This window comes from Variovorax sp. 01T439_2 (genome assembly GCF_056398445.1).
This window is the reverse complement of sequence record NZ_JBFTPJ010001257.1, coordinates 1-1,280: the sequence shown is the minus strand read 5'-3', so window position 1 is coordinate 1,280 and position 1,280 is coordinate 1. Positions and strand designations below refer to the sequence as shown.

The window sequence follows — 1,280 nt, the reverse complement described above, 5'->3', positions numbered from 1 at the left end:
GTTCGGAAAAGGCCGCGACGCCCTCGTGTGCATCGCGGGTCAGGAGCAGTTGCCGTTGCAGCGCCGATTCCTGGAGCAGGCCTTCCTCGACGGAGAGTCCATAGCTGGCAAGTACCGAACGACGCGCGGCAACGACCGCGAGCGGTCCATTCTTGGCGAGCTGCCGGGCGATGGCCAGCGCGGCTTCTTCGAGCGCCTCGCTGGACACCAGCTCGGTCACGAGGCCGTGGTTGAGCGCGAAGGCCGCGTCGAACGTGTCGCCCGTGAGGATCATCCGCATCGCAACACCCAGTCCCGTCACCTTGGCGAGCCGCTGCGTGCCTCCACCACCAGGAAGAATGCCTAGCCTGGCTTCGGGAAGGCCGAAGCTCGATGTGTGCGTCGCGATGCGGATGTCGCAGGCAAGCGCCAGCTCCAGCCCGCCAGCCACGCAGAATCCGTCGATGGCCGCGATCGTCGGCTTGGCGACGTCCTGAGCGCCAGTCAGTCCGCCGAAGCTGATGATCGACGTGGGTTCCTGGCTGGCCGCGCGGCCACGCCGGTAGGGCAGGTAGTCGCGAATGTCGGCGCCGGTGCAGAACGCACGGCCTCCCTGGCCGGACAGGATCGCGACCTTCAGTTGCGGGTCGTCGTTGAAGCGCTGCCAGGCGTCCGCAAGCGCACGGTCGTGCTCGACGTCCAGCGCGTTGTGCTGCTGGGGACGGTTGATGACGATGCGGGCAATGGCGTTGTCGATGATCTGGAAATCGATGGACATCTGGATGGTTCGTTGGGCGAAAAAAGAAGGGAAGAGTGAGGAGGCGTCAGCGCCCGATGCCCGGCAACTTCCTCGAGACGCAGCGCTCCAGCCACTCGAGCGCCCAGTTCACGCCGACGCCGATGAGGCCCACGGTGGACAACAGAGCGAAGACGGCGGGCGCGTCGAAGTCGCGCTGGGCGGAAAGCAACATGCGTCCGACGCCCGGGCGCGTGGCCAGCATCTCCACGAGAAGCGCGACGATGATGGCCAGCGGCACCGCCACGCGAAGCCCTGCGATCACGCTGGGCAGGATGCTGGGTACGTAGATGTTCATCACCTTGCTGCGGGTCGAGATCCGCAGCGTATGGCCGGTGTTGACGAGGGTCGGATGGATGGCCCGCGTGGCCTGCAGCACATTCAACAGGATGGGCCAGAGCGCGGCGAGCGAAACCACGGTGGCTCCGAGCACGGCGCCGCTGCCGATCAGCAGCATGGCCACAGGGACGATGGTGGGCGGCGGCACGGACCGCAGGAACTCGAG

At 66.6% G+C, this 1,280-nt stretch carries 2 protein-coding genes; both read right to left on the bottom strand.

Going from position 1 to position 1,280, the window contains the following annotated elements; genetic code table 11:
• On the bottom strand, positions 1–757 hold a 757-nt coding region (locus tag AC1DOC_RS34070; protein ID WP_478131621.1), incomplete at its 3' end, for an enoyl-CoA hydratase/isomerase family protein.
• Between the two features lie 46 nt (positions 758–803).
• Positions 804–1,280: ABC transporter permease (locus AC1DOC_RS34065; RefSeq protein ID WP_478131620.1), on the bottom strand; the 477-nt coding region annotated here is incomplete at its 5' end.